Raw genomic sequence first — 26,558 nt, 5'->3', positions numbered from 1 at the left:
AGACGGTGAAGTTACCCAAGCGTATCGATTAAAGCCTCCAGGCGTTCGAGCTGCCCCCGAACCTCCTGTGCCAGGGCGGGGGTGACGCTCAAGCCCATCAACCGGCACTCAAGGTCAACAAAGGCCGTGGCCAGGTTTTCTGCCCGCACCGCGCCCAGGGCACCGGCCATGCTGTGCAGTTGCTGGGCAACGGCATTGGCATCGGTACGCTCCAGTGCTGCGCGCACACCCTGTATATCGACCTGCAGGGTGCTGGCAAACAGCTCACGCATTTTCGGCGATAACTGCACCTGGTCCATCACGACGATGCCAGGCTCTGCCACGTTTGCCTTGCAATGCAGCAACAGTTGCTTGCGCAAGGTCGACAAGCTCAGTGGCTTGACCATCCAGGCGTTCATGCCGACCGCCGCGCAGTGCTCGCCTTCCTCGCGCAAGGCGTTGGCCGTGACGCCGATGATGGGTATATCGGCATCTTGTTGGCGCAGGGCCTGGGCCAGTTCATAGCCATTCATCAGCGGCATATTGACGTCGGTCAGCACCAGGTCGAACTGCCCAGGCCGCCACTGCACCAGAGCCTGCTCGCCGTTGACGGCGGTCACCACCGAGCAGCCGAGGGCTTCGAGTTGTTCCTTGATGATCGCTGAATTGATCGGGTTGTCTTCGGCCACCAGGACCTTCAGGTTCAGGCGTTGCGTGTGTTCGGGCTGCGCTGGCCGGCTCGGTCCTGTGCTGCCAGCCTGCGCCAGGCACACGGCCCAGGCAATCGCGCGTACATCATAGGCATCGACCTGCCAGGCGCCGCCCGCGTAGGCCGGCGGGTTTGGCCCGTCGGCGCTGGCGATCACACGTGATCCAGGCCAGGGCGCATCTTTGGCGCTCGGCAATACATCCACCCACACGGCTGACGACAGGGCTGGTGGCAACTGAGGGCTGGCTTCCACGCCCAGGCGATTGAGCCAGGCGCACAGGTGCTGCGCCAACTCCGGCACTGGTGCGCGCACATAAATCGCAGGCGCCTGCGGCGCGAACTCGGGGCAGTCGGCCAGTGTGCCGGCTACCGGTTCAAGGTCCAGTTGCAGGGTAAAGCTGCTGCCCAGGCCAGGCTCGCTGACGACGGTCAGCGAGCCTGCCATCAACTCGCACAACCATTTGCAGATCGCCAGGCCCAGCCCCGCACCGGTTTGATGGCCGGTGCCGTGGACCTGATAGAACGGGTCGAACAACTGCACCTGCTGGGCCTGTGAAATGCCCACGCCCGAGTCGCTGACCTGCCATTGCAGGCGCGCCCGGTCGGCATCCAGTGAGCGTAGCCGCAGCACCACTCGCCCGTGGTCAGTGAACTTGATGGCATTGCTCAGCAGGTTGTTGAGAATCTGCCGGATCCGCAACGGATCGCCCCGCACCCGGTCCGGCACCGTCGCGTCGATGCAGGCATAGAGTTGCAAGCCTTTGGCCCGGGCAAAGGCGCTGTAGGTGCGCACAGTGTCTTCGGTCAGCTCCAGGGGGCAGAAGTCCTGGGCTTCCAGGGTCATTTGCCCGGACTCGATCTTCGACACATCCAGCACATCGCTGATCAGTTGGAACAGCGTGGCGGAGGAGCGCTGGATGGTGTGCAGGTAATCCTGCTGGCGCGGTTGCAGCGGCGTCAGTCCGAGTAATTCCAGGGTGCCGAGTACGCCGTACAAAGGCGTGCGGATCTCATGGCTCATGGTCGCCAGGAAGCGGGTCTTGGCTTCATTGGCTGAGTCGGCGGCGTGGCGGGCGTCTTCCAGGGCAATCGCATCTTCGATATGCCGCGTCACATCATGGAAGGCACACAGCCAGGCGTCCTGGCCTTGATAGCGGGTATTGATGAAGGCCACTTGCAGATGGCGCCCGTCGATCTCCAGGTCGGCCTGGCCGGACTCGCTGAGGTTGCAGTGCTGGCACAGGGCATTGATCAGCTTTGGCGTGCCTTGCCACTGCCGCGCGCGCTGGTTTTCCAGCAGCACGTGATGGTCGCTGCGGCGTATCACGCACAGGCCGGCCGGTGCGGTATCGATCACGGCACGGCTGAAGGCTTCGCTTTCGGCAATGCTGGCGTGGGCCTGGTGGGCGGGCAGGATTACATGGTTTTTGTACCAGCGATTGAAGGCTCGGCCGCCGCCCAGGCCTGCCAGTATCAGCACGGCCAGGCACAGCAGCGGCCACAAGGCATAGCTCAAGAAACTCTTGAAACCGATGACATAGATCGCCGTCCAGGGTTGTGCATCGGGGCTGGTCAGCTTGAACACCAGCCCATCACGGGTGAAGTTCACCCCGTTTTCCAGGACTTTTCCTGCGTTCTGGGCCCCGGCCAGCACTTCGCCGGACGGTGCGATCAGGGTGAAGTGGTCGTAGATCGACCACTGCATGAGGCGCTCGATGTTATTGACCTGGGACGGTGCCAGCAGCGAGGCGACCAGTACATGGCTGCTGGCGCCCTGGATATGCAGGCTTGTCGGGGCCAGGTCAATGTGGATATAGGCGAGCAAGGTGGGGGTCACCGCGCTGCTGGAGGCGTCACCGAAGGCTTTCCAGTGGACTTGGTTGTCCGGCGGTTGGCGAGGGTTTTCGTGCAGGCTGGTTTCTACCCGGTGCACCACATCGGCAAAGGCCCCGCCCTGGATCTGCCCTGCATCACGCAGGGCACCGGCTGAAGGTACCGAAATATCAAAGTTGTCCGGCCCGTTGAACAGCAGAACCTGGGGTGACTGATAGTGCGAAGCCGACCAGAAGGCGCTGTAGAAAGCCGTCAGGTGGGCGGCCAGGTCAAACACCTTGGTGCGTTGGCTGGGGGCAATACGTGCCGGGTTGAGCTTCACGCTGTAAGGCAGGGAATAGCTGAACTCCCGGCCTTCATAAATATTCGGCCCCTGCTCGGGCAACGCCCTGGGTGTGGGCTGTGCAGAGGTCAACGGTGGCAACAGGTCGCCCTGGGCACTTTGCTGGGAAACCGTGGCAAGAAAGGCCTGTTGTTCCGCGATGTTTTCCATCAACCGGGCAAAGTGAAAGCGCGTGGTGTCGCTCTGTTCGCCGATCATGCGTTGCACGCCCACGTAGCTGATCCCCGCCAGCACCAGCACCAGGGCGCCGAGCACCATCAAGCCTTTGTTCAGGCGCAGTGAACTGCTGGCCAGTTTCTCCAGGAAGGCATTGGGCTGATTCATTACGCGACCCGGCAGGCGGGAAGGGGAAAACGGTCGGACACAATGGCCTCTGAAATAAAGTCTCAATAGGTGCTTGCCGGACCATCCTGGTTCAGCAACTGCTGGAACTGGTCTGAAGAGACCGCGTGGGAAATCAGGAAGCCCTGGACCTGAGTGCAGTCGATCTTACGCAACAGCGCAAGTTCTTGCGCGGTTTCCACGCCTTCGGCCACTACGGTCAGGCCCAATTGTCGGCCGAGGGCGACAATGCTGGTCAGTGCCTGTGCCAGTTCTTCGTTGTCGTTGCAGCCCTGGACCAGTGCGCGGTCGATCTTCAGTTCGGTAAACGGCGTCGACACCAGGTTCATGTACGAACTGTAGCCCTTGCCGAAGTCATCCTGGGACAGGCCAAAGCCCTTGATCCGCAAACGGCAGGCGCCGGCGTAGAAATTACTGATGTCCTGGGGCACCGAGCACTCCATCAACTCGAAACAAATGCGCCCGGGAATGCCCTGGTGTTCCAGAACGAAAGCGAGGATGCGGTCGGCCAGGTCATAGCTGTTGAGCAGGTGCGTGGGCAGGTTGATCGACACCGGGATGTCATAGCCCTGTACCCGCCAGCGGGCCTGGGCGGCGATGGCCTGTTCCAGTACCCGCCACAGCAGGCGCTCCTCCAGGCTGTAGGCCTTGAGTGCGGGCAGGAATGCACCGGGCAGCAACACGCCGTACTCGGGGTGGATCCAGCGCACCAGGGCTTCGGCGGCGACAATGCGCGCGTTGGCCAGGGCTTTCTTGGGTTGGAACCAGGCTTGCAACTCGCCGTTGTCCAGGGCTTCAAGAATGGCCTGGCGCTCGATGCCCGGCGCCGTTTCGGGCAGTACCACCTGGCGCAGGCCCAGCAATTGCTCGGTGAGGTTGCGCAAGGCTGCGATGTTCACCGGCTTGGATATCAGCCCGATCACATTCACTTGCAGGTTACTCGCCACCAGGCTTGCGCTCATCAGCATGCGTCGGGAGGCGGCGCTCATGATCGCCAGTGCCGGCTTGGCGCGCAGAGTGGCCAGGCCCTGGATAAATTGCACACCGTCCATGCCGGGCATCAGCAGGTCGGTCAGCACCAGGTCGAAAGTGCGCCGGCGCAGACAGGTCAATGCCTCTTCGCCATCGCGCGCCGATTCCACATGGAAATCCCCCAGCTCACTGAACAGATGCTGCAGGTACTGATGCTGGAAGGGGTGGTCTTCGACGATCAAAATGCTACAGCGATTCATGGAGGGCTCGTTCATAGGGAGCCAGTTCATTGAACAAGGCTCGCAGGGTGAAGGGTTTGACCAGGCAGTGATTCATCCCGGCCGCCAGGCATAAGGCTGCTTCGCCACGCATGGCGTTGGCGGTGGCGCCGATGATCGGCACGCTGCAGCCCAGGCGTCGTAGTTCCTGGGCCAGTGCGTAGCCGTTGAGCTTGGGCATGTTGACGTCGCTCAGCACGATGTCGAACGTTCCGGCGCGCCAGCGTGACAGGGCTTCTTCGCCGTCCGAGGTGAGTTCCACGGTGCAGCCCAGCTCTTCCAATTGATCACGCAGGATCAGTTGATTGATGACGTTGTCCTCGGCCACCAGGATATGCAGGTGCAACTTGCGCAGATGGCGCTGCTCATGGCTCGCCTGGGGTGTCGCCACCGGTATGCCCTGGGCCTGGCTCACCGCGTGGTGAATGGCGTGCAGGTCATTGAGGTTGACTTTGCAGCCGCCCAGCATGATCTGCGGCACTGTGCAGCCGTCGCTGCTGGCCAGCACCAGTGGCCCGTTCCACTGCGGCGCCAGGCGTAGCTCGGCCTGGCCGGGGTGCAGCTCGATCAACAGGCCCGCGCCGGCCGGGTCCATGGCCGATGGCAAGCCGATCTGCGGGCGGGCGCCCCAGCGGCGCAACCAGCCGCTGACGGCCTCGGCCAGTTCGCGGACCGGCGACACCACGTAAATGACGTCTGGCAACAAGGCCGTCATGCTGGCGGGCAACACGTCTTTGGCGCACTCCACCAGCGGCAGGGTCAGGGAAAAACTGCTGCCCAGCCCGGTCTCGCTGACCATGCGCAGGCTGCCATTCATCAAGTGTGTGAGGCGCAGGCAGATCGGCAGGCCCAGGCCGGTTCCGGCCACTACATTGGTGTTGCCGGCGGTCTGGTAGAACGGGTCGAAAATAAACGGTTGATCGTCACCGGCGATGCCTTTGCCGGTGTCCGAGACCTGCCATTGCACGCTGGCGCGTTCGCCATCGCGGCTCAACAACGTGGCCCGCAAGACGATGCGCCCGGAGTCGGTGAACTTCACGGCATTGCTCAACAGATTGTTGAGGATCTGGCGGATCCGGCTGATGTCGCCGATGACCCGGTCCGGCATCTGTGGGTCGATGCAGGCATACAGGTGCAAGCCCTTGCTCTGGGCCGCCGCGGCATAGCCGTGGACCACTTCCTGGACCAGGGCCAGGGTGGAAAACTCGCTCAGTTCCAGGGCCAGTTGCCCGGCCTCGATCTTGGACACGTCGAGCACGTCACAGATCAATTGCAACAAGGTAGCGGAGGAGCCTTCTATGGCTTGCAGGTAGCTTTTCTGTTGCGGGTCCAGATGGGTGCGGGCCAGCAGTTCCAGGGTGCCCAATACGCCATACAGCGGGGTGCGGATTTCATGGCTCATGGTCGCCAGGAACAGGGTCTTGGCCTCATTGGCGGCGTCGGCCAGTTGCCGCGCCTGCTCCAGCGCCGCTTCGATCTCGGTGCGCGTACTGATGTCGCTGAAGGTGCACAGCAACACGTCCTCACCTTTGTAGCGGGTGGGCGCACAGCTAAGGTACAGGTGGCGGCCGTCGGCGGTTTCAAAGTAATCGGAAAGCGTCGGCGCCTGGGTATCGAAGGCTTGGCGGATCCAGCCAGGGCTCAGCTGTTCGCGTTCACCGCTCTGGCCCAGCCATTGCTGGCACAGGGTGTTTTCCAGCACCACTTGGCCGTCGGTGCGGCGCAATACACACAGGGCCACAGGGGCGGTCTGGATCACGTCACGGCTGAACAGCTCGCTTTCCACCAGGGCCTGGATACGGTGGATCGCGGGCGCAATGAAGCGGTGTTCAATGCGGCGGGTCAGCAGCCACACCAGGCTGATACCAAACACACAGAACGCCAGGGCGCCGAGCAGTTGTGGCCACAACGATAACAGCACCGCACGCAGGTCGATGGAGTAGGTCAGTTGCCAGTCCGAGGACTTCAGCTGTTTGCGCAGCACCAGTTGCTCGGGCAGCCATCCATTGCCGACAAAACCAAAGAAATCATGTTGCAGCAGGCGCGGCAAGGCCTGGCTGGCCTGGGGCCGGGCGCTGTTGCTGAACAACGGCAACCCTTGGGAGTTGAACATGGTGAACTCCCCGGCGCTGTGATCGCTCAGGGTGTTGGAGACTTCGCGGTCATCCATTTCCAGGCCCAGCCAGCCGGAGTCCGCATCGCGCTCGTCCAGGCGAATGAAAATGTACAACTGGGAGTGGCCTTGGGTGCTTTGGGTCAGCCACAGTTCTTGCAGGGCGGGAGGGTTTACCTGTTTCAGGTGGTCCAATTGCTTGAGCAGGTCCTTTGGCAAATCACTCGCTGGCGGGGTGGCGTTGTACAGGCGCAGCACCTTGGCCTCGGCGCCACTGGTGACGTAGATCAGGTTGAGTTGCTTGTCCTTGAGGTAATCACGCATGCGCTGGGTTAGCCAGATGCTCCATTGCTTGGCGGGGCGGGTGCCCAGCAGCAGGTGGATTTCTTCGGCGGACACGGCGCTGTCGGCATTTTTAACGCGCCGGGTGGCCGACAGGCTGAGGCTTTCGAGCAGGGATTCTCGGGTGGTGAAAAACGTATGGGCTTCGGCAATGGCGCTGCTCATATAGCTGCGCCGCTGGGAAATTTCATTGTTGAACGTGAACAGCAGGAAGCTGTACACCCCACCCAGGATGCCCACCAGCACCACCAACGCAAAAATGCGCAACAGGCGGCGGGCGGCGTCGGGGGTAGACAGAATCGGGCTGATCTGGTGCAGGTAGGTCTTCAATCGCATGCCGGCACTTTAGGTGTCGCCGGGTGTAGGGAAAATCAGACGATCCTTAGTTTGCTACAGGTAGTTCACGATAAACGTCACGCTGGTGTTGCCGTTGCCGGCCTTGAGTTCAGTGCTGCCCAGGCGGTAGTAGGCCGCCGACAGCGGGATGTTGAAGCTGGTGCCGCTCGTGGTGAAAGCGTTGAAGGGATAGGTGGTATCCAGTGCCAGGGGCTGTCCGGCCTGATTCATCAATTGCAGGGCGATGTCCTTGGCGTTGGTCTTGTCGTTGCTGAGCGCAACAATGCCTTTGGCTGCGTCGATGACCGGGGTGTTGGCCTTGATCGAGTAGGTCACCTTCTTGATGCCGGTCTGGCACTGTTTCAGGGCAATGTTGAAGGGTACTCGACGTTGGGTGGGACCAGTCCGGGGGAAGTCTTCGAGGGTGTAGTCGATCCCCATGTCCACCGGGACGGAAGGGGTCTGGCAGGAGGCGCTGTTCAAGACGATGGCATTGGTCAGGTTGAATCTTTTCAGGATCAGATCATCGTCTTGCAAAGTGCCCAGGAGGCCTGCACTGATCCTGACTTTATCCGTCAGTTCGCCAGTCTTGATGATTTCCAGGCGCACCGACCCTGCACTGATCCCGTAGTTGGCGTTTGAGGGGATTGGCTGCAAGGAGAGTTCGTAGCGGTTTAACGAATCCATCCAGATACGGTAGGAGAGCCCGCTTTTGCCCAGGGGGAAGATCGATTCCCTGCCAGTGATCGTCCCGTGCGACGGATTGAGGAGTACGCCGTACTGCGAGGTTGCCGTGCATCTCCAGAGGTGAGCGCTTGCGGACAGAGTGTCTTGGTAGACCACGGTGCCATTGGGAGTGTCGGCGGGTATCGTCAGGCCGGCGCTGGCCAGGCTGGCGCCGAAGTTGAGGGTTTGCGTGACGGAATCGGTGGCCGTGCAACTGCCCGCCATGGCGACTGAGGAGCAAGCCAGCGTCATCATGACGATGAAGGTGAGCAAGGGGCGCGGAAGTGTTGAACGCTGCATGAGGGGCTATACGTGCTGGCAAAGGAGGGCTACACGGTAATCACGCCATCCGCTGCTGCCTATCAGGTGATCCTTAGAACATACCGTTGAGTAGTCAATTGCCAAGCAAGCTAAGCATTTTGTTTGACATTCACTGCCTAGGCAGTAATATTTAGTCACATATTCGCTGCCTAGGCAGTAATAAGGTGACTTGCCGATGGATCACTTCACCCCGCAAAACTTCCACAACTGCCACCTCGGCCTGTTGCTGGGCCGCGCCGCGATCCTCAAGGACCGCATCATCGATACCCACATGGAACCCCACGGCATCACCGCCGCGCAGTTCAAGGTGTTGATCATCATGGCCCAGTTCGGCGTCGATACCCCGGCAGAACTGTGCCGCAACCTGTCCCTGGACAGTGGCTCGATGACCCGCATGCTCGACCGCCTGGAGCAAAAGGACCTGCTGGCGCGCAAGCGTTCCGAACAGGATCGGCGCCAGGTGCAGCTTGTGCTCACTGCTGAAGGCCAGCGCCTGGCAGACCTGTTGCCGCAGATCGGCGCCCAGGCCCTGAACCAGTTGGCCGGCGTGCTGGAGCCCGGCGAGTTGCAGACCCTGGAACGCATCCTCAAGAAAATCCTTATCGCGGCAGGTGATCCCATCACGCTGCAGCGCGTAGGGCGCACTGATTAACCCAAGGTACTTGTCATGGCGACTGCCCAAGCAAACAACACCGCTGAATCCCAACCCAACGACAGCAACCCGCGCAAACGCAAAATCATGCTGCTGGGCCTGACCCTGATCGTGGTTCTCGGCATCGTCGGTGTGTGGGGTTGGCACGAACTGTATGGCCGTTGGAGCGAAAGCACTGATGACGCCTACGTCAACGGCAATGTGGTGGAAATCACCCCGCTGGTCACCGGTACCGTGGTCAGCATTGGTGCCGATGATGGCGACCTGGTGCATGAAGGCCAGGTGCTGATCAACTTCGACCCCAACGATGCCGCCGTCGGCCTGCAAAGTGCCCAGGCCAACCTGGCGCGTACGGTGCGCCAGGTGCGTGGCTTGTACAGCAATGTCGATGGCATGAAGGCTCAGGTACTGGCGCAAAAAGCCCAGGTGCAAACCGCCCAGGACAACTTCAACCGCCGCAGAATCCTCGCCCAGGGTGGCGCGATTTCCCTGGAAGAACTGTCCCATGCCCGCGACGCCCTGAGCGCGGCGAGCAACTCCCTGGCCAACCTGCAACAGCAACTCAACACCTCCACCGCGCTGGTGGATGACACGGTGATTTCGTCCCACCCGGATGTGCAGGCCGCCGCTGCGCAATTACGCCAGGCCTATCTGGCCAATGCGCGCAGTACCCTGATCGCACCGGTCACCGGCTACGTCGCCAAGCGCACCGTGCAACTGGGTCAGCGTGTCGAACCGGGCACCGCATTGATGGCGGTGATTCCCCTGGACCAACTGTGGATCGACGCCAATTTCAAGGAAACCCAGCTGCGCAATATGCGCATTGGCCAGCCGGTGGACATCGAGGCCGATCTCTACGGCAGTGATGTGAAGTACAGCGGCACCATCGACAGCCTCGGCGCCGGAACCGGCAGCGCATTTGCCTTGCTGCCGGCGCAGAACGCCACCGGTAACTGGATCAAGATTGTGCAGCGGGTGCCGGTGCGCATTCATATCAATGCCGAGGAACTGGCCAAACACCCATTGCGGGTGGGTTTGTCGACCCAGGTGGAGGTCAATCTGCACGACCAGAGCGGCCCGGTGCTGGCGCAACAGCCGCCGCAAAAAGCCTCGTTCAGCACCAATGTGTATGACCGCCAGTTGAGCGAAGCCGACGCGATGATCACCCAACTGATCCATGACAACAGCGTGGCCGTGCCCAAGGCAGCGCAACGCTAATGAGCGATAACGCCTCTTTCACACCGCCCAGCTTACTGATGGCCACCATTGGCCTGTCCCTGGCGACCTTCATGCAGGTGCTCGACACCACCATCGCCAACGTGGCGTTGCCGACCATTTCCGGCAACCTGGGGGTGAGTTCGGAGCAGGGCACCTGGGTCATCACCTCGTTTGCGGTGAGCAATGCGATTGCCTTGCCGCTGACCGGCTGGTTGAGCCGGCGCTTTGGCGAAGTGAAGTTGTTTTTGTGGGCCACCCTCCTGTTTGTGCTGGCCTCGTTCCTGTGTGGTGTCTCCACCTCGATGCCCGAGCTCATCGGGTTTCGGGTGCTGCAAGGCCTGGTGGCGGGGCCGTTGTACCCGATGACCCAGACCCTGCTGATTGCGGTGTATCCGCCCGCCAGGCGCGGCATGGCCCTGGCGTTGCTGGCGATGGTCACGGTGGTGGCACCGATTGCAGGTCCCATTCTCGGTGGCTGGATCACCGACAGCTACAGCTGGCCGTGGATCTTCTTTATCAACGTGCCCATCGGGATTTTTGCGGTGATGGTGGTGCGCTCCCAGCTCAAGAAGCGCCCGGTGGTGACCAGCCATCAACCGATGGATTACGTCGGGTTGTTGAGCCTGATCGTCGGGGTCGGGGCCTTGCAGATCATCCTCGACAAGGGCAACGACCTGGACTGGTTCGAGTCCAACTTCATCATCATCGGCGCGGCCATCTCGGTGATCGCCCTGGCGGTGTTCGTGATCTGGGAAATGACCGATAAACACCCGGTGGTCAACCTGCGGCTGTTTGCCCACCGCAATTTTCGCATTGGCACTATTGTGCTGGTGCTGGGCTACGCCGGGTTTTTTGGCATCAACCTGATCCTGCCGCAGTGGCTGCAGACGCAGATGGGCTACACCGCGACCTGGGCCGGGTTGGCCGTGGCGCCGATCGGGATTCTGCCGGTGTTGATGTCACCGTTTGTCGGCAAATACGCGCACAAGTTCGACCTGCGCCTGCTGGCCGGCCTGGCATTCCTGGCGATTGGCCTGAGCTGCTTTATGCGCGCCGGGTTCACCAATGAAGTGGATTTCCAGCACATCGCCATGGTGCAACTGTTCATGGGCATCGGTGTGGCACTGTTCTTTATGCCGACCTTGAGCATCCTGATGTCTGACCTGCCACCCCACCAGATCGCCGACGGCGCAGGCCTGGCGACATTCCTGCGGACCCTGGGCGGCAGCTTTGCGGCGTCGCTGACCACCTGGATCTGGATTCGCCGGGCCGATCAGCATCATGCCTACATGAGTGAGAGCATGAGCACCTATGATTCCGCCACGCGGGATGCGCTCAATGCCCTGGGCGGTGCCGGGCACAAGGCCTATGCGCAACTGGACCAGGTCCTCACCAGCCAGGCCTATATGATGTCCACCGTGGATTACTTCACGTTGCTGGGGTGGATGTTCATGGGCTTGATCCTGCTGGTGTGGCTGGCCAAACCGCCGTTTACCGCGAAGGCGGGGCCGGCGGCGTCAGGTCACTGATCTTGCAGTGCATGCGGTCAAACATGTGAGGGTGCCCCAACATTCACCGAGTCACTAAAGAACCACCACCGCGACCAACCCACACACCACCCCCATCAGCATGGTCAGCCCAGCCACCGTCACCAGCACCCGCGCATCGAAATCCTTGCGCAGCATCAACAGTGACGGCAGGCTCACGCTCGGCAGGGTCATCAACAGTGCCACCGCCGGCCCGGTCCCCAGCCCGAGGGCCATCATGGTTTGCACAATCGGGATTTCCGCCGCCGTCGGGATCACAAACAAGGTGCCGACAATCGCCAGCGGCACCAGCCACAGCAAGCTGTCGGCCATTGCGCCATCCACATGGGGAAACAGCCACACCCGCGCCGCGCCCAGCAGCAACACCGCCAGGATGTACACCGGGATGGTGCTCCAGAACAACTGCCACAGGGTGCGCAACCAGCGGCTGAGGAACGGCTGGGTCTCGGTGCCACTGACGTCGGCCACGGCCTCCAGCGCCACCTGTGGCACTTGCTCAGGACGAGCGATACGTTGGGCGATCAACGCTACCCCGATCACCAGCACGATCCCGGCCACCAGCCGCAGCGCGGCAAAGTCCCAGCCCAGGACAAAGCCCATGAACACCAGCGTGGCCGGGTTGAGCACCGGGTTGGCCATCCAGAACGCCAGCGCGGCCCCCACCGAAACCTGTTGGCGGCGCATGCCGGCCGCCACTGGCGCGGCGCAGCAACTGCACATCATGCCCGGCAGGGCGAACAGCCCGCCGCGTACCGTGGAGCCAAGCCCGGCGCGGCCGAACAAGCGCAACAGCCAGTCCCGTGGAATCAAGACCTGCAGCAACGAGCCGAGAATCACCGCCAGCACGGCGGCTTTCCAGATCGCGAGGAAATACACCTGGGCATAGGCCAGGGCCGCCGCCAATGGCGAGCCTTGCTGGTCATTGAGAATCGAGTTACCGATGCTATGGCTGTCGGCCGCGATGAAGGCCTTGAAGTAGTAGGGCGACCACTTCACGTAATACAGGCCGACGCAGGCCACCAACAGGAACAGCGCCGGTTTCCACCAGAAGGACCAGCCGCGTGCAGGGCTGGCAGAGGTGAGGTTAGACATGGTCAAGATCCGCAGATAAGTCGATAGCGACGCATCATACGCGGTCATGAACCTTGTAGGAGCCAGCTTGGTGGCGATAGCGGCCTGTCAGACGGGACGCGATCGCCGGCAAGGTCATGCATCGGCGTTGTTTACGTGCGTCGCATCCGGGCACGTGTGCAAGCCGTTATCCAGCCCTTGCTTGTAGTTGCGGCTGAGCAGGCTGGCCTTGCCGTTGTGCCAGGTCAGGGTCAGCACGTACAACGTGTCGAAGTCACCGCCGGACCAGTCTTCGGTGATGGTGTATTTCTCACCGACCGCTTCGCTCGCCACCTTATTGATCAACTCCGGCAGGTAGCCGTGGGACCAGGCCGTGTAGATGGTGGAGTTGTGGTATTTGTCTTCCATCAATTCGTCAGCCAGGTCGCTGGTATCGTTGGCCGAAAACTCGATGTTGACTGGTAGCCCAAGTTTGATCGCGCTGGGGCTGATGGTCATCAATGGACGAATATAGCTGTAGGAATTGTCGAACTCGCCTTCCTCGACATTGCGCGTCGGATTGGCGGCGAACACGAAATCGGCGGCGCCGAATTTTTCCGGCAGCACCGTGGCCAGGTTCATCGCGCGGTTGAGGCCCTGGCAATTGAGCTGGCCCAGGCCGCCGGCGGGTTTTTCGCCATGGCGCAGGAAGACCAGGGTCTGTACGCCGTTCTTCGGTTCGGCACTGCTTTCGCGAGCTTCGAAGGCCAGCATCAAGGCGCCGCCTACGAAGAACATCGGTAGCAGGTAGTAAGCATATCGTTTAAAGCGTTTACCAAGGCACAGAGGCTTGATTGTCATGAGGTTTCGAGTCTTCAGTGCTTCGGATCAAGACCGCAAGGCCCAGCCACAGCGACGCTCCAAGCATCGTGCGGTTTTCCATGAGTATGGCGGTATGCCTCCATTCAACCGTTCAAGCGCTTCTAAGAGTGCGCCATAGCGTTTTGGTTCGCTGAAACCCGAGATTAGCGCGCCGATGTTGCGGATTGAAGACCAATGCAGCCTGGCCGCTAGATGGCTATCATGGGTTTTTCTCAGCTTGGGGTATATCGATGATTTCACTCGCAGCGTTTCCGATTATTACCAAATGGCCAGCCCAGCATCCCGAGCGTTTGCAGTTGTACTCGCTGGCGACCCCCAATGGCGTCAAGGTATCGATCATGCTCGAAGAGGTGGGCCTGGCGTATGAGGCGCACAAGGTCAGCTTCGACACCCAGGACCAGCTTTCCCCGGAGTTCCTGTCCCTGAACCCCAACAACAAGATCCCGGCGATCATCGACCCCAATGGCCCGGGCGGCGAACCGCTGGCGTTGTTCGAGTCGGGTGCGATCCTGATCTACCTGGCTGAAAAAACTGGCCAACTGCTGCCCCAGGCCCCCGCTGTGCGCTATGAAACCCTGCAATGGCTGATGTTCCAGATGGCCGGGATCGGGCCGATGTTCGGCCAGGTCGGTTTCTTCAATAAGTTCGCCGGCAAGGCCTACGAAGACAAACGCCCCCGCGACCGCTACGCCGCTGAAGCCCGGCGCCTGCTCGGCGTGCTGGAAAAGCACCTGCTGGGCCGTACCTGGATCATGGGCGACGAGTACAGCATTGCCGACATCGCCACCTTCCCCTGGATCCGCAACCTGATTGGTTTCTATGAGTCGGGCGATCTGGTGGGCATTACCGACTTCCCCAATGTACTGCGGGCGTTGGATGGTTTTGTCGCCCGGCCAGCGGTGATCCGTGGCCTGAATATTCCGAGCTGACCCATGCCGACTTTCGATTTCAAGCAACTGGACGTGTTCAGCAGGGTCGCACTCAAGGGCAACCCACTGGCTGTAGTGCTGGGCGCCGATAGCCTCAGCGACCAGCAGATGGCCGACTTTGCCCAATGGACCAACCTCAGCGAAACCACCTTCCTGCTCCAGCCCCGGGACCCACGTGCCGATTACCGAGTGCGGATTTTTACCACCGTGCAGGAACTGCCCTTCGCCGGCCATCCAACCCTGGGCAGTTGCCAGGCATGGCTGCAAGCCGGTGGCGTGCCCCGGGGCAGCGAGATCATCCAGGAATGCGAGATCGGCCTGGTGCGCATCCGCCGCGAGGGTGACGAGTTGGCGTTTATCGCCCCGCCCTTGATCCGTTCGGGCCCGTTGGATGTTGAGTTGCTGGAGCGTGTGCGCCTGGCCCTGAACCTTGAGCCCGAGGCGATCCTTCGCAGCCAATGGGTCGATAACGGCGCGGGCTGGCTGGCCCTGATGTTGACTGATCGGCAGGCGGTACTGGCCTTGCAGCCGGACTATTCAAAGTTGCTGGGGCTGGCGGTGGGCGTGATTGCCCCGTGTGATCCTGCCCGCGATGAGGTTGATGCGCAGTTTGAGGTGCGGGCGTTCATTGCTGGTGATGGGGCGCCGGAAGATCCGGCCACTGGCAGCCTGAATGCCGGCCTGGCGCAGTGGTTGCTGGGCGAAGGCTTGGCGCCCGATGCGTATGTGGTCAGCCAGGGCACTACCATGGGGCGTGTAGGGCGAATCCGTGTCGCCCGGCAAGGTGATGAAGTCTGGATCGGTGGTGCCGTGACGCTCTGCATAGAGGGCTGTCTACGGCTGTAGGTCAATGCAATTGTTACCGCCAGGGGAATAAACTGTTGTTCCCCAGCGTTTGTTCTGATGGGTGCGTAGGGCATAAGCTTTCGCCCCTAGGTTTTTTCGCCTGTTTTTTTCAGGAGCATTCATGTCCAGCCAGTTCCCCGAAACCCGTCCTCGCCGCCTACGTCGTTCCCCCGAGTTACGCAGCCTGTTCCAGGAAACCGAATTCACCCTCAATGACCTGGTGTTGCCGATTTTTGTCGAAGAAGAAATCGACGATTTCGTACCGATTACCAGCATGCCCGGTGTGATGCGCATCCCTGAATCGAAACTGGCCAGTGAAATCGAGCGCTTTGCCCGCGCCGGGATCAAGTCGGTGATGACGTTTGGCGTGTCTCATCACCTGGACGCCAGCGGCAGCGACACCTGGAACGAGCGTGGGCTGGTGTCGCGCATGTCGGCGATCTGCAAGGACGCGGTGCCGGAGATGATCGTGATGTCCGACACCTGCTTCTGCGAATACACCGATCACGGCCATTGCGGCGTGATGCACGGTAATGAAGTGGACAACGACCGCACCCTGGCCAACCTGGGCAAGCAAGCAGTGGCGGCCGCCCGCGCCGGTGCCGATGTGATCGCGCCGTCGGCGGCGATGGACGGCCAGGTCCAGGCTATTCGCCGGGCCCTGGATGCGGCCGGTTTCAACCATATCCCGATCATGGCCTATTCCACCAAATTCGCTTCGGCCCTGTATGGCCCGTTCCGCGAGGCGGGCGGCAGTGCGCTGAAGGGCGATCGCAAAAGCTACCAGATGAACCCGATGAACCGCCGCGAAGCCGTGCGCGAATCCCTGCTCGACGAGCAGGAAGGTGCCGACTGCCTGATGGTCAAGCCGGCCGGCGCCTACCTGGACATCATCCGCGATATCCGTGAAGCCTCGCGCTTGCCCGTGGCGGCCTACCAGGTCAGTGGCGAATACGCGATGATCAAGTTCGGTGCCCAGGCAGGGGCCATTGATGAAGCACGGGTGGTGCGTGAGACCCTGGGCTCGATCAAGCGTGCCGGTGCGGACTTGATCTTCACCTACTTTGCGATGGACCTGGCGCTTTCCGGGATCTGATCCTGACGCTACACCCCTGTAGGAGCCGGCTTGCCGGCGAAAAACTCACAAACAACGCGTTCATTCAGGTGGTACGCGTTACCGTTGACGTTCTTCGCCGGCAAGCCGGCTCCTACAGGGGTGGGTGTGGGTTTGTGAGATAGTGGGTGCTTTCATCGGCTTACAGGACACCCTCGCATGCTTTCATCCCGGCTGATTCCCTGCCTGGCCGCCTTGTTGGTCATGGCCGGCTGTTCAACCCAACGCAGCCAGCAACAGCCCGAGCGCAGTGAGGCCGAGGTCAAGGCGCAGATCGTGCGGCTGATGCCGGCCAAGGTGTCGGATCGCGCCGGTTGGGCCCAGGATATCTACACCGCCTTCGACAGCCAGGACATCTACCCCAGCACCGAGAATATCTGCGCGGTACTGGCCGTGACCGAGCAGGAGTCCACCTACCAGGTCGACCCGCCGGTGCCGAACATGGGCAAGATCGCCCAGGATGAAATCCTCCGTCGTGCAGGCAAAGTGCATGTGCCGGCCGTGCTGGTGCGTACCGCGTTGCAACTGCGTTCGCCCACGGGCAAGTCCTACGCCGAGCGCCTGAGCGCTGCGCGTACCGAAAAAGACCTGAGTGGTATCTTTGATGATTTCATTGGCACTGTGCCGTTGGGGCGCACTTTGTTTGGCAGTTTCAACCCCGTGCATACCGCAGGCCCGATGCAGGTGAGCATTGCCTTTGCCGAGAAACAGGCCAGGGGCTATCCCTACACCGTGGACGGCAGCATTCGCCGGGAAGTGTTTACCCGACGGGGTGGCATGTACTTCGGCATCGCCCATTTGCTCGGCTACCCGGTGAACTACAGCCAGCCGCTGTACCGTTTTGCGGATTTCAACGCCGGTTGGTACGCCAGTCGCAATGCGGCGTTCCAGGCTGCCGTCAGCCGCGCCTCGGGCACGCGTCTGGCGCTGGATGGGGATCTGATCCTGCATGGCTCCATCATGCCCGGCACCACGGAGCTGGCGGTGCGTTCATTGGGCAAGAAGCTGGACATGCGCAACCCGAGCATTCGCAGCCAGCTAGAGCAGGGCGATCGCCTGGATTTTGAAGAGACCACCCTGTACCAGCGGGTGTTTGCCCTGGCCGAGAAAGCCGAAGGCAAACCGCTGCCGCGGGCGATCCTGCCGGGTATTGTGCTCAAGAGCCCGAAGATCACCCGCAACCTCACCACGGCCTGGTTCGCCCAGCGCGTGGATGAGCGTTACCAGCGCTGCATCAAGCGCTGAGGTCAGGGGCGACGCTTGACCAGCTTGCGCCACAACCAGACCCACAGCCACAACACCGGGAACGCGAGGATCACAAACGGCAGCACATAGCTGGAGCGCTCCAGGGCATCGGCGGTGCCATCGACCAGGTTGTCGCCCAGGTTGCCGAACATCCTGGCAAAGCGCGATTGCTGATGTTCGCCGTCTGAGGGTTGGAAGTTCAGGGTCACGCGGTTGGTGTCCAGGCGCCGCTGTTGGCCGGCGGCGATCTGTGCCAGTTCCTGCAGCTCGTTTTCGATGGCGGCCTGTTCCTTGCTGAGGGTGATCAGATCGCCCACGGTGATGTCCTTGCGCGCAGCCAGTTCATCCAGGCGTTTTTGCTGGGCCTGCAAGCGTTCCTGGCGACGGCGCACATCGGCCACGGCGTCGGCCAGGTCCTCGGCGCTGGTGATACGCTGGCCCAGTTGACCGCCCTCGGCCGCCATGCTCACCAACGGCTCGACACCGTTTGGAACAATGCGTAGCACGATCATGCCGCCGTCGCTGTTCTCTTCGATACGCAGGATATTGCAGGCGCCGAACTGCGCCGACTCACAGGCTTGGCGAGTGGCCTGCATGCGCGGTGCCAGCAGGGCTACTGGCATCGCCAGGCTCAACTCATGCTCATAGGCCAGCAGCGCGCCGGCCCGGCCCTGTTCGCCACTGATGGCCGTGGCCTCGGAGTACTCCTTGGGCGAGCAGCCGCCGAGCAGCAGGCCAGTCAATAACAACAGTGCAGTGAATCTGCCTTCCAGATGGCGCATTACAGTTCCTTCAAGTGTGCGGGATAAAGTGCGCGGCGATTAAAGCGGGTTTGCCCGGCGAACGCAAAGCGGGCGTAGGCTTATCGCCACAGATTTGCCGCATTGATCTTGATGGCTGCAACGCGCGCCCAGGGTTAAACCTTGTGTCTGCACACAAGGACGATCCGACCATGACTGTTATTCCTGAAGGTTTTATCCCATTGCCCCGCAGCAGCCCGCTCCTGGACTTGCTTGGTCCGGTGTATTGCCGTGGCGAAGGCCTGCACTTGCAACTGGGGCTGCGCGCCGACAATCGCCATGCCAACGGACGCGGCACGGTCCACGGTGGCGTGCTGGCGACCCTGGCGGATGTTGGCATGGGTTACGCCATGGCGTTTTCCAGCGACCCGCCGTTGCCGTTGATTACCGCGAGCATGACCCTCGATTATCTGGGGGCGGTACAGGTAGGGGAGTGGATCGAGGTGCACTTGGAGCATCACAAGCGCGGGCGGCAGATGGCGTTTGCCACGGTCAGTTTGCAGGTGGGAGAAAAGGTCGTGGTGCGGGCCAATGCGGTCTTCGCCGTACCCCAACCTGGCTGACGATGGCGATCTATTGTAGGCGCTGGCTTGCCAGCTCCTACATTGAAGGACGTTCGCAAATCAGATAGGCAAAAAAAGGCCCGGTTTTCGTGGAACCGGGCCTCTTTCATGTTGCTCGTTGAATCAGTCGCGCTCAAGGGCCAGTGCCACGCCCTGACCGCCGCCGATGCACAAGGTGGCCAAGCCTTTCTTGGCATCGCGCTTGATCATTTCATGCAGCAGGGTCACCAGCACGCGGCAGCCTGAAGCGCCAATCGGGTGGCCGATGGCAATCGCGCCGCCGTTGACGTTGACCTTGCTCGCATCCCACTCCAGTTCCTTGCCCACCGCCAGTGCCTGTGCGGCAAACGCTTCGTTGGCTTCGATCAGGTCCAGGTCGGCCAGTTGCCAGCCGGCCTTGTCCAGGCAACGGCGGGTCGCAGACACCGGGCCAATGCCCATGATTGCCGGGTCGACACCTGCGTTGGCGTAGCTGGCAATACGCGCCAGGACCGGCAGGCCGAGGGCCTTGGCTTTGTCGGCGCTCATCAGCAGCACCGCAGCGGCGCCGTCATTGAGGCTCGACGCGTTGCCGGCGGTGACGCTGCCGTCTTTCTTGAAGGCTGGCTTGAGCTTGCCCAGGGATTCGGCGGTGGTGCCGGCACGGGGTTGCTCGTCCACGGCAAAGGCAATCGGGTCGCCTTTGCGCTGGGGAATCAGGATCGGCGTTATCTCGTCGGCAAAGCGCCCGGCTTCAATCGCGGCGACGGCTTTTTGCTGGGAGGCGGCGGCGAACGCGTCCTGGGCTTCACGGCTGATACCGTATTTGTCCACCAGGTTTTCCGCAGTGATACCCATGTGGTAGTCGTTGAACGCATCCCACAGGCCGTCGGTGATCATGCTGTCGACCATCTTCGCGTGGCCCATGCGCAGGCCGGTGCGGGCGGATGGCAGTACGTAGGGGGCCAGGCTCATGTTCTCCATGCCGCCAGCGATGATCACCTCGGCGTCACCGCAGCGGATGGCTTGCGCGCCCAGGTGCAGGGCCTTGAGGCCCGAGCCGCAGACCTTGTTCAAGGTCAGGCTCGGCACCGCATGCGGCAGGCCGGCGAGGATCGACGCCTGGCGCGCCGGGTTCTGGCCACTGCCTGCGGTCAGCACCTGGCCGAGGATCACTTCATCCACTTGCGCAGGATCGAGACCCGTCTGCTCCAGCAGGCGGCGGATCACCGCAGCGCCCAGTTCCGGTGCCGGGATGCTCGCCAGGGCACCTTGGAAGCTGCCCACGGCGGTGCGGGTGGCAGCAACAATCACGACGTCTTGCATGGAATCTGTCCTCACTGGAAATGCATTTCTGGAACGTGGTCCGGGACGATCAGTTTACCGGCGGTCTTGCTGACAATCTCTTCAACGCTGACGCCAGGTGCGCGTTCCTTGAGGACAAAAGCGCCATTTTCGATTTCCAGGTAGGCCAGGTCCGTCAGCACGCGCTTGATGCAGTTGGCACCGGTCAGCGGCAGGCTGCATTGGCTGAGCAACTTGGACTCACCGTCCTTGGAGGCGTGGGTCATGATCACGATGATGTTTTCTGCGCCGGCCACCAGGTCCATGGCGCCGCCCATGCCCTTGACCAGCTTGCCTGGGATCATCCAGGACGCGATGTTGCCATGTACATCCACCTCAAAGGCGCCGAGTACCGTGAGGTCGACATGCCCGCCACGAATCATGGCGAAGGATTCGGCGGAAGAGAAAATCGAGGCGCCGATGCGTGCGGTAACGGTCTGCTTGCCGGCGTTGATCATGTCGGCGTCGATGGTGTCTTCGGTAGGAAACGGACCCATGCCCAGCAGGCCGTTTTCCGACTGCAGCATCACTTCCATGCCGTCGGGGATGTAGTTGGCCACCAGGGTCGGGATGCCGATGCCGAGGTTGACGTAGAAGCCGTCCTGCATTTCGCGGGCGACGCGTTGAGCCATTTGTTCGCGGGTAAGAGCCATTTTATGTGTCCTTATTATTCGGGCTAGAGGATTACTTGCGGACGGTGCGCTGTTCGATGCGCTTCTCGAATGTGCCGCAGATGATCCGGTCGACGTAGATGCCAGGGGTGTGGATCTGCGCCGGGTCCAACTCGCCCGGTTCGACGATTTCCTCGACTTCAACCACGGTGATCTTGCCGGCGGTGGCCGCCAGCGGGTTGAAGTTTTGCGCCGTGTGGCGGTAGATCACGTTGCCGAAATGGTCGGCTTTCCAACCTTTGACGATGGCGAAGTCGCCGGTAATGGATTCTTCCATCAGGTACGGGCGACCGTTGAATTCACGGGTTTCCTTGCCTTCGGCGACCGGGGTACCGACGCCGGTGGCGGTAAAGAAGGCCGGGATGCCGGCGCCGCCTGCGCGCATTTTTTCCGCCAGGGTGCCTTGGGGCGTCAACACCACTTCGATTTCGCCGCTGAGCAGTTGCTTCTCGAACAGGGCGTTTTCACCGACGTAGGAGGCGATGACCTTACTGATCTGTTTTTCTTCCAGCAACACGCCCAGGCCGAAACCGTCGACGCCGCAATTGTTGGAAACCACCGTCAGGTCGCGGGTGCCTTTGCGCTTGATTTCGGCGATGAGATTTTCCGGGATGCCACACAGGCCAAAACCACCGGAGAGTACGGTCATGCCATCTTCCAGGCCTGCCAGCGCTTCTTCATAGGACGCCACGCGTTTATCGAAACCTGCCATATGCACCTCTTTTATTGTTTGTGGTCCAGCCAGTGAACCGAGTGTTGCGCCGACGGATTGATTTGTTAAGTTGTTTTTTAAGGTTGATTGATTTAAAAAACAGCACAATTACCCATGCGTTGGAGCAGCGTCATGACAGTTAAACAGATGCGGGCCTTCCTTGCCGTGGCCCAAAGCCTGAGTTTTGCCGCCGCCTGTGAGCGCCTGCATTTGTCCCAGTCGGCCCTGAGCCTGACCATCAAGGGCCTGGAAGAGGGCTTGGGCGGGCGCCTTTTCAGCCGCAATACCCGTAACGTGGCACTGACCCCTGAAGGTGAATCCTTGTTGCCGCTTGCGCGTCGTCTGATTGCCGATTGGGACAATGCCGAAGATGAATTGCGCCAGCGTTTTACCCTGCAACGTGGGCGGGTAACGGTGGCGGCGATGCCGTCGTTTGCCGGCAACCTGCTGCCGCCGATCTTGAAGATCTTTCGCGCGTGCTTTCCTCAGGTCAACGTGACGGTGCATGACCTGATCAACGAACAAGTGCTGGAAATGGTCCGTGATCGCCAGGTGGAGTTGGGGGTAGCGTTCGAACCGGCGCCGGGGTCGTCGCTGGCATTCACCCCGCTGTACCTGGACCGCTTTATCGCCGTCGTGCCCGGCGATTCGCCATTGGCGCAAATGGCCGAGATCGATTGGAAAACCCTGCTGGTGCAACCTTTTATCACCCTGCAGCGGCCTTCCACTGTGCGGGTGATGCTGGAAGAACACCTCGGTGCCTTGCAAATGAAGTTACCCGTGGCCCTCGAAAGTCATCAACTGGCCACAGTGGGCAAGATGGTTGCCAATGGCTTGGGGGTCAGCGCGGTGCCGGCGTTATGCGCGCAGCAGATGGAGGAGGCGGGCGCTCATTGCATCACCTTGACCGGGCCGGTGATCGAGCGGCCGATTGGTGTGCTGACCAAGCCGGGGCATGAGCTGTCGGCGGCGGCGCAGGCACTGTTCGATATCTTTCTGGCTGAGGCGGGGAAGGGGCATTACCCCAACAGTTGAAGTTGCACATAAACAAATGTGGGAGCCGGCAAGCCAGCTCCCACAAAGGTAGCGTTATTCTTAGTAGTAGCGGTCGATTACTTTAACTTGCGAGTTGTCCTTGAAAGACTCCCAGGCATTGTTAAGTGTATCGAACACTTGCTCGATAAAGTTGCGATCGGCTGCCGCTTTCTTGCCGACATAACCCTGGCCGCGGCGGTACATCTTCAGGCGCGCCGCCAGTTCGCGGTTATTGCGGTCGAACTCGGCTTCTTCGGTATGGGGCGCCAGGCAGTCAATTTGCACTTCGCCCGATTTGCCAATCCACAGGATATGGTCGTCGAGTGTGTCTTTCTGCGCTGCGAACATCTCAGCCAATTCGTCGATAGTTGGTTGGTTGTTCAGATTCATGTGTAAGCCCCTTGACCAGTTGGCGATCTTCAGTTGATTCGTTAATACACTTTTAAGTTGTCTCCGGTTCCGAAAACCGGGCGTCAGTAACGGTCTGCCGAATACGGGCAGGGTCTTGAACCTGATGCATGTAGTGTTGCTGATGACCTGCTACGCAATGGTTTCATAACGAAGACAAGCAGCATTTGAGCTTCTTGTACCGATCCTTGCGGGCCGGTCAGCTTCATCAATCTGCCTTGTGGGCAGTGCACATCCGGAAAAACAGCTCGGCGGTCAGACGAGCCTGTTCAAAACGCTTGTTGCCAACGCTCCCGATCCGGGAGACGTCTGAATCATGCAAGGTCAAAATGGTTACGTCAACGGTTATGTAGTGATTATTTTTACTCACTACATAATTTTTTTTGTGCAGGGGAGGATGCGGGAAAGGTGACTTGTGCGTCACTTTTTGTGCCGGTGGGTCGCATGCAAGGCCGGGTTCAGCAGTGATCCATGTAGGAGCTGGCTTGCCTGCGATGCAGGCGCCTCGGTGCATCAGTTACACCGAGGTGATGCCATCGCAGGCAAGCCAGCTCCTACATAAGCCAGTTCTCACCGGGGGCGTGGTGGTGTCGAGAGTAGGGTCATTCGCCGCGGATGTACTGCTCCAGTTGCTGGATCAGGGCCGCCTGCTCAGCGATGGCTTCCTTGACCAGGTCACCGATGGACAGCAGGCCCAGCAGTTCTCCGTCTTCCACCACCGGCAGATGACGCAGGTGGCCGTCGGTCATGATGCCCATACAGTCTTCGACGCTTTTGTGGGTGTCCACAGTGATTGCCGGTGAGCTCATCACTTGGTGTACCTGTGTGCTCGTCGAGGACAGTCCGTGGAGAATCAGTTTGCGCGCGTAGTCGCGCTCACTGATGATGCCGACGACTTTGTTGTCCTTGACCACCGGCAAAGCGCCGACGTTCTTCGCTGCCATCACCACCAGCGCTTCAAACACAGTGTGATTCCACTGGATGGTATGCACTTCCTGATTCTTCTGGTCCTTGGACTTGAGCAACTGTGCGACGGTTTTCATGGCGGCCACTCTGGTGTTGTTATTAGGGCTGTGCCTACAGAATCCTAGACCGCAGGCGCTGGAGCAAGACCCAAAGCGGCGTATATCCCGTCAAAAAGCGTCATTTTATGGATTTTTTCACCCAATTAGCCCTTGCTTGCCGGTTTTGCCGCCCGTTTCGGGCTGGTGCCAGTCTTGCGCTTGGCCGGCTTGCGTTTGTTTTTCCAGGGCGTGGCAGCACGACCTGCCGGGCTGGCCGGGCCGCTGATGGTCATTTGCAGGCCATTGCAGCGCGCCACTTGTTTGCTCATCCAGGCTGCCTGTTTGGCGACGAATTCCTCCAGGCTCATCTCACCGCTTTGCACCATATCCAGGGCCTGTTCCCAAATGGCGGTGGTGCCAGGGTCGGCAATGGCCCTGGGCACCGCGTCGATCAGGCTGAAGGCCGCCGGTGTGGCTGACAATGCCTTGCCATTTTTTACCAGGTAACCGCGGTCCAGCAGGCCCTGGATAATCCCAGCCCGTGTCGCTTCGGTGCCGATGCCGGTGGTGTCCTTGAGTTTCTGCTTGAGCAGCGGGTCGTCCACCAGCTTGGCGACGTTTTTCATGGCCTTGATCAAGTCGCCCTCGGTGAAGGGTTTGGGCGGCTGGGTCCACAAGTCTTTGAGGTTGACCTTGGCCACTGCGTAGTCCTGGCCTTGCACCAATGGTGGCAAGGGTTGTGGGGCCGGCGCCTCGCGACCCTTGCTTGGCGCCAGGGCTTCGGGCAAGGCCCGCTTCCAGCCTGGCTCCACCACCACTTTGCCCACGGCGCGCAAGGCTTCGCCGGCACAGTTGAAGTCCGCCTGGGTGCGGTCGTATTCGTGGTTGGGCAGGAACTGCGCCAGGTAACGGGCGCGGATCAAGGTGTAGACGGCGCGGTGCTTGCCGGCCAACTGTGCCAGGTCCTTGCCGGCCCCAGTGGGGATAATGCCGTGGTGGGCACTGACCTTGGCGTCGTTCCAGGCGCGGGAGCGGCGTTGCGCATCGATGTGCGGCATCAGCGCATTGACCGCCGGATCGGCCCGGCCCAATGCCGCGAGAATGCTTGGTGCGTCGCCATGCTGGCTGACGGGCAGATAGCCGCAGTCACTGCGTGGATAGGTGATGACCTTGTGGGTTTCGTAGAGGGACTGGGCGATATCCAGGGTTTCCTGGGCGCCGAGGCCGAGTTTTTTCGAGCAGATTTCCTGCAGGGTGCCCAGGTCGAAGGGCAGCGGCGCCACTTCGCGCATGCGCTCTGTGCGCAACTTCACCAGCCGGGCGCTGGCCGCGTTGCTCATCGCGCTGGCGGCCTGTTGCGCGCGTTGCGGGTTGAGGCAGCGGCCCTGGTCGTCGCAGATATCGTCGGCGGCGCGCCATTGCGCGATAAAGCTCATCGACTGATGGCGCAATTCGACATCAATGGCCCAGTACGCCACGGGGACAAAGTCGGCAATGCTACGGTCACGGTCCACCACCAGGCGCAGGGTCGGGGTTTGCACCCGACCCACCGGCAGCACGCCCTGGTAGCCGGACTGGCGGCCGAGCAGGGTAAACAGGCGGCTCATGTTCATGCCGATCAGCCAGTCGGCGCGGGAGCGACCCAGGGCCGAATGGTAGAGGTTGAAGGTCTCTGCGCCAGGCTTCAACGACGCCAGCGCCTTGCGGATCGAGGCATCGTCCAGCGCCGACAACCACAACCGCTGGATCGGCCCGCGATAGCGGCAATGTTCGACCAGTTCCCGGGCGATCATCTCGCCTTCGCGGTCGGCGTCGGTGGCAATCACCAGTTCCCGGGCCTCGCCCAGCAGGCGCTTGACGGCCTTGTACTGGCTGGCGGTCTTGGGCTTGACCGTCATCTTCCATTTTTCCGGGACAATGGGCAGGTCGGCCAGCACCCAGCGTTTGTACTTGGCGTCGTAGGCGTCGGGCGGGGCGGTTTCCAACAGGTGGCCGATGCACCAGGTGACTGTGACGTCGGTTCCCAGCCAGCAGCCGTCGCCCCGGCGCCTGGCGCCGAGCACGGCCGCGATATCCTTGGCCTGGGAGGGTTTTTCACAGAGGTACAGCCGCATGCTCAGCCCATTCGTTACGCAGTTGAATGGGAAGCAGGATGGGCAAAAGAAGGGGATTGAGCAACCTTTATCTGGATGGATATACAGCAATTTGTGTGAGCGCCGGGAACCAATGTGGGAGCGGGCTTGCCCGCGATGATGCTGTGTCAGT

At 61.1% G+C, this 26,558-nt stretch carries 23 protein-coding genes; 9 read left to right on the top strand and 14 right to left on the bottom strand.

The window, feature by feature from the left end; all coding sequences use genetic code 11:
• Window positions 1-11: 11 nt before the first annotated feature.
• The 4 genes from H097_RS13140 to H097_RS13125 all read right to left on the bottom strand — a co-directional run bounded on the left by H097_RS13140 (window position 12) and on the right by H097_RS13125 (window position 8,273).
• Window positions 12-3,188: a hybrid sensor histidine kinase/response regulator gene (locus H097_RS13140; RefSeq protein ID WP_032860239.1), complete on the bottom strand. Its 3,177-nt coding sequence runs from the start codon at window positions 3,186-3,188 to the stop codon at window positions 12-14.
• Between the two features lie 62 nt (window positions 3,189-3,250).
• Entirely contained in the window at window positions 3,251-4,438 is a 1,188-nt protein-coding gene (locus H097_RS13135; protein WP_032860238.1) for an EAL domain-containing response regulator, read from the bottom strand.
• Window positions 4,425-7,247, bottom strand: a complete 2,823-nt coding sequence (locus H097_RS13130) for a response regulator (RefSeq protein ID WP_032860237.1) — start codon at window positions 7,245-7,247, stop codon at window positions 4,425-4,427. Before H097_RS13130 ends, H097_RS13135 begins: the two co-directional genes overlap by 14 nt.
• 54 nt (window positions 7,248-7,301) lie before the next feature.
• Window positions 7,302-8,273, bottom strand: coding sequence for a fimbrial protein (locus H097_RS13125; protein ID WP_050593347.1), 972 nt, complete (start codon window positions 8,271-8,273; stop codon window positions 7,302-7,304).
• A gap of 196 nt (window positions 8,274-8,469) precedes the next feature.
• On the opposite strand from H097_RS13125, the gene H097_RS13120 reads away from it, so the two are divergent.
• Genes H097_RS13120 through H097_RS13110 form a run of 3 tightly spaced genes read left to right on the top strand, consistent with a single transcriptional unit; the run spans window position 8,470 to window position 11,693 of the window.
• The gene (locus tag H097_RS13120) at window positions 8,470-8,946 is read left to right on the top strand and encodes a MarR family transcriptional regulator (RefSeq protein WP_032860236.1); all 477 of its coding nucleotides are present in this window, start codon (window positions 8,470-8,472) and stop codon (window positions 8,944-8,946) included.
• A gap of 15 nt (window positions 8,947-8,961) precedes the next feature.
• Window positions 8,962-10,164, top strand: a complete 1,203-nt coding sequence (locus tag H097_RS13115) for an HlyD family efflux transporter periplasmic adaptor subunit (protein WP_032860235.1) — start codon at window positions 8,962-8,964, stop codon at window positions 10,162-10,164.
• Window positions 10,164-11,693, top strand: a complete 1,530-nt coding sequence (locus H097_RS13110; RefSeq protein ID WP_032860234.1) for a DHA2 family efflux MFS transporter permease subunit — start codon at window positions 10,164-10,166, stop codon at window positions 11,691-11,693. Before H097_RS13115 ends, H097_RS13110 begins: the two co-directional genes overlap by 1 nt.
• Before the next feature lie 54 nt (window positions 11,694-11,747).
• On the opposite strand, the gene H097_RS13105 is transcribed toward H097_RS13110, so the two are convergent.
• Together H097_RS13105 and H097_RS13100 are read right to left on the bottom strand one after the other, a co-directional pair.
• A complete protein-coding gene (locus H097_RS13105; RefSeq protein WP_032860233.1) occupies window positions 11,748-12,803 on the bottom strand; it encodes a permease in 1,056 nt (351 codons plus the stop codon).
• Window positions 12,804-12,917: 114 nt separating this feature from the next.
• Window positions 12,918-13,622 (bottom strand): hypothetical protein, encoded by a 705-nt coding sequence (locus H097_RS13100; RefSeq protein ID WP_032860232.1) that lies wholly within the window; start codon window positions 13,620-13,622, stop codon window positions 12,918-12,920.
• Between the two features lie 251 nt (window positions 13,623-13,873).
• Between H097_RS13100 and H097_RS13095 the strand changes: the two genes are divergently transcribed.
• The 4 genes from H097_RS13095 to H097_RS13080 all read left to right on the top strand — a co-directional run bounded on the left by H097_RS13095 (window position 13,874) and on the right by H097_RS13080 (window position 17,777).
• Complete coding sequence (locus H097_RS13095) at window positions 13,874-14,572, top strand: glutathione S-transferase N-terminal domain-containing protein (protein ID WP_032860230.1); 699 nt, start codon at window positions 13,874-13,876, stop codon at window positions 14,570-14,572.
• A gap of 3 nt (window positions 14,573-14,575) precedes the next feature.
• Window positions 14,576-15,418, top strand: coding sequence for a PhzF family phenazine biosynthesis protein (locus H097_RS13090; protein ID WP_032860228.1), 843 nt, complete (start codon window positions 14,576-14,578; stop codon window positions 15,416-15,418).
• Between the two features lie 121 nt (window positions 15,419-15,539).
• A complete protein-coding gene (gene hemB, locus H097_RS13085) occupies window positions 15,540-16,514 on the top strand; it encodes a porphobilinogen synthase (RefSeq protein ID WP_032860226.1) in 975 nt (324 codons plus the stop codon).
• Between the two features lie 177 nt (window positions 16,515-16,691).
• The gene (locus H097_RS13080) at window positions 16,692-17,777 is read left to right on the top strand and encodes a DUF1615 domain-containing protein (RefSeq protein WP_032860224.1); all 1,086 of its coding nucleotides are present in this window, start codon (window positions 16,692-16,694) and stop codon (window positions 17,775-17,777) included.
• Window positions 17,778-17,779: 2 nt separating this feature from the next.
• On the opposite strand, the gene H097_RS13075 is transcribed toward H097_RS13080, so the two are convergent.
• A complete protein-coding gene (locus H097_RS13075) occupies window positions 17,780-18,559 on the bottom strand; it encodes a DUF4349 domain-containing protein (protein WP_032860222.1) in 780 nt (259 codons plus the stop codon).
• Between the two features lie 170 nt (window positions 18,560-18,729).
• Here H097_RS13075 and H097_RS13070 point away from each other — a divergent pair, with 170 nt between their 5' ends.
• Entirely contained in the window at window positions 18,730-19,140 is a 411-nt protein-coding gene (locus H097_RS13070) for a PaaI family thioesterase (protein ID WP_032860221.1), read from the top strand.
• A gap of 123 nt (window positions 19,141-19,263) precedes the next feature.
• Here H097_RS13070 and H097_RS13065 read toward each other — a convergent pair whose 3' ends face one another.
• From H097_RS13065 to H097_RS13055, 3 genes are read right to left on the bottom strand one after another with little or no spacing between them, the layout of a single operon-like run.
• Window positions 19,264-20,445: an acetyl-CoA C-acetyltransferase gene (locus H097_RS13065; RefSeq protein WP_032860220.1), complete on the bottom strand. Its 1,182-nt coding sequence runs from the start codon at window positions 20,443-20,445 to the stop codon at window positions 19,264-19,266.
• Between the two features lie 11 nt (window positions 20,446-20,456).
• Window positions 20,457-21,116 carry a CoA transferase subunit B gene (locus H097_RS13060; protein ID WP_032860219.1) on the bottom strand — a complete coding sequence of 220 codons (660 nt, stop codon included), beginning with the start codon at window positions 21,114-21,116 and terminating at the stop codon, window positions 20,457-20,459.
• Window positions 21,117-21,147: 31 nt separating this feature from the next.
• The gene (locus H097_RS13055) at window positions 21,148-21,846 is read right to left on the bottom strand and encodes a CoA transferase subunit A (RefSeq protein ID WP_010211319.1); all 699 of its coding nucleotides are present in this window, start codon (window positions 21,844-21,846) and stop codon (window positions 21,148-21,150) included.
• 132 nt (window positions 21,847-21,978) lie between these two features.
• On the opposite strand from H097_RS13055, the gene H097_RS13050 reads away from it, so the two are divergent.
• The gene (locus tag H097_RS13050) at window positions 21,979-22,881 is read left to right on the top strand and encodes a LysR family transcriptional regulator (RefSeq protein ID WP_032860218.1); all 903 of its coding nucleotides are present in this window, start codon (window positions 21,979-21,981) and stop codon (window positions 22,879-22,881) included.
• 60 nt (window positions 22,882-22,941) lie between these two features.
• On the opposite strand, the gene H097_RS13045 is transcribed toward H097_RS13050, so the two are convergent.
• The 4 genes from H097_RS13045 to H097_RS13035 form a co-directional block, all read right to left on the bottom strand.
• Window positions 22,942-23,271, bottom strand: a complete 330-nt coding sequence (locus H097_RS13045; protein ID WP_029296579.1) for a hypothetical protein — start codon at window positions 23,269-23,271, stop codon at window positions 22,942-22,944.
• 226 nt (window positions 23,272-23,497) lie between these two features.
• On the bottom strand, window positions 23,498-23,803 hold the full coding sequence (locus tag H097_RS28195; RefSeq protein WP_156356797.1) for a hypothetical protein: 306 nt from the start codon (window positions 23,801-23,803) through the stop codon (window positions 23,498-23,500).
• An 88-nt stretch (window positions 23,804-23,891) separates the two neighbouring features.
• Entirely contained in the window at window positions 23,892-24,332 is a 441-nt protein-coding gene (locus tag H097_RS13040) for a CBS domain-containing protein (RefSeq protein WP_032860217.1), read from the bottom strand.
• A gap of 125 nt (window positions 24,333-24,457) precedes the next feature.
• A complete protein-coding gene (locus H097_RS13035; RefSeq protein ID WP_032860216.1) occupies window positions 24,458-26,407 on the bottom strand; it encodes a DNA topoisomerase III in 1,950 nt (649 codons plus the stop codon).
• Between the last annotated feature and the right edge of the window lie 151 nt (window positions 26,408-26,558).

The sequence above is a fragment of the Pseudomonas sp. FH4 genome (assembly GCF_000510915.2).
GTDB lineage: Bacteria > Pseudomonadota > Gammaproteobacteria > Pseudomonadales > Pseudomonadaceae > Aquipseudomonas > Aquipseudomonas brenneri.
The sequence above is the reverse complement of the archived record's forward strand: the minus strand, read 5'-3'. Positions and strand labels throughout refer to the sequence as shown.